The 1,945-nt window shown below is 59.6% G+C and carries 4 protein-coding genes; 1 reads left to right on the forward strand and 3 read right to left on the reverse strand.

The window, feature by feature from the left end; genetic code table 11:
• Positions 1 to 183 precede the first annotated feature (183 nt).
• Positions 184 to 711: a gamma carbonic anhydrase family protein gene (locus EOA85_RS34015; RefSeq protein WP_127212614.1), complete on the forward strand. Its 528-nt coding sequence runs from the start codon at positions 184 to 186 to the stop codon at positions 709 to 711.
• 53 nt (positions 712 to 764) lie between these two features.
• Here EOA85_RS34015 and EOA85_RS34020 read toward each other — a convergent pair whose 3' ends face one another.
• From EOA85_RS34020 to EOA85_RS38370, 3 genes are all read right to left on the reverse strand, one after another.
• Positions 765 to 1,325: an ankyrin repeat domain-containing protein gene (locus EOA85_RS34020; RefSeq protein ID WP_164760088.1), complete on the reverse strand. Its 561-nt coding sequence runs from the start codon at positions 1,323 to 1,325 to the stop codon at positions 765 to 767.
• 234 nt (positions 1,326 to 1,559) lie between these two features.
• Complete coding sequence (locus EOA85_RS38365; protein ID WP_245486297.1) at positions 1,560 to 1,721, reverse strand: hypothetical protein; 162 nt, start codon at positions 1,719 to 1,721, stop codon at positions 1,560 to 1,562.
• Positions 1,722 to 1,740: 19 nt separating this feature from the next.
• On the reverse strand, positions 1,741 to 1,945 hold a 205-nt coding region (locus EOA85_RS38370; protein WP_206523447.1), incomplete at its 5' end, for a hypothetical protein.

The following is a 1,945-nucleotide window of genomic DNA, read 5'->3' on the forward strand; positions in this document are numbered from 1 at the left end:
CCAACGAAGCCCTCGACGCCTGGCGGCAAGGCCGCATTTCCGCTCGGGCGCTGATCTCCTGCGGTTGCACCGCGACCGTCTGGTCATTGGCGTTGGGCGTCGTGCTGATCGACATTGCATCCGTTGCGGGCATGCTCCTAGGTTCGGCTGACTTTTCATTGTGAGACGAATCGGGAGATCGAAATGCCGCTCTACGCGATCGACGCAAAAGCCCCCGTTTTCGAGGACGCGGACAGCAACTGGATCGCGCTCGACGCCACCCTGATCGGCGACGTACAGATCGGCCGCAATGCAGGCTTCTGGTTCGGCGTCGTCATTCGCGGCGACAACGAGCCGATCATCATCGGCGCCGATACCAATGTGCAGGAACACACGGTCATGCACACCGATGCCGGTTTTCCCCTGACCATCGGGCAAGGCTGCACGATTGGCCATCGCGCCTTGCTGCATGGTTGCACGATCGGCGACAACAGCTTGATCGGCATGGGCGCCATCGTGCTGAACGGCGCGAAAATCGGCAAGAACTCGCTGGTCGGCGCCGGCGCCCTGGTCACCGAAGGCAAGGAATTCCCCGACAATTCACTGATCATCGGCTCGCCCGCGCGTTTGGTGCGAGCGCTGGACGATGCCGCGGTCTCAAGGCTGCGCGCTTCGGCTGCGCACTACGTCGCCAACGGCAAACGCTTCAAAGCGGGACTGATGAAGGCCTGAGGCCAGCCTTGCTCAAACCTTCGGCTATGGTTTCACCGGCATCGTCCCCCAACTCAGAATCCATTGGAGCCGTGCCCGGTCATCGCATCGCGCAGCAACGAAGCGCCGGCTTCAAAACCGGCATTGTCAGCGTCCTCGAGGGCTGTCGTATAGTCGTCGATGCGGGTTTCGAGCGATGGGTCGGCGCCCGCCGCCAACAGCAGGCGGATGGTATCGACGCTACGGATGGCGACTGCATAGTGAAGCGGTGTCCAGTCGTTTACGCCCCGCATGTTGGGGTCTGCGCCCCCATCGATCAGGATTCGGACGATTTCCAGTCTGTCAGCCCGGTCGGTAGACAGTGCCGCGATGATTGCCGGAAAACCGCTGTGGTGGTGATAGTTCGGGTCCGAGCCCGCATCCAGTAAGATCGAGATGAAAGCGGCGGGACTCCAATAGATCGCATATTCCAGTGGATGTCCAAGGCCGAGTTCAAAGGGCATCTGCTCGTCAAACCAGTCGGGTGAGCCGCCGAGAGCCACACCGAGGGCCTCGAAATCGCCCGCCTTGAACGCGTCATCGATGGCCTTGAACAGGCGGTGGCGCTCGCATCGATCTTCCGGGATTTCCAACATCGCAGCGATCCGGAGGTTGAACAGCCGCCCATATTGCTCCCATTGGCAGTTGCCTGAAAGCCTCATGCGCGGGTTGCGATTGGAGAGAAGTTCTTGCGGCTGCGTTTGTTAGAATCTCATCCCGCTTCAGTCTCTTAGCTGCCGACAATCCAGCCCGCGCGTTTGGTGCGAGTTCGACTATGCAGCGGTTGCAGGCTGCCGGCAGCCGATCCTTTGCGCAGTGGTACGCCGAACTTACCGCATCGACATCAAGTTCGCGATCAGACCTGCCTTGATGTTGAGAACCGGTCGATGGGCCTCCGGATGACCGATGTCGTTCAGCTGATCGGGCGTGAAGTCGGCTAGCGCCCTGCCTTCTGCAACGGTCCGTCGCCGTCCCCTGAAGGCGGCGATCATTATTGCTACGCTTTTCCTGCTAGATCCAAACAAGTGTCTTTTCGACGCGCTGCGGTCGGCGCGAGTTTCCGTACGAGCCATTTCTAGTCTCCAATTTCGAGATTTGCGGCTGGGAACGTGCCACGCGGGTGTTTTCGGGCTGTTCGGCTGAGCGTGAAAAAAACGGAAATGTTTGATGAGCTGCCGTTAAATCGGTGTTAAATCCAACTACCGAAATGCTATTC

The organism is Mesorhizobium sp. M5C.F.Ca.IN.020.29.1.1 (assembly GCF_003997375.1).
GTDB lineage: Bacteria > Pseudomonadota > Alphaproteobacteria > Rhizobiales > Rhizobiaceae > Mesorhizobium > Mesorhizobium wenxiniae.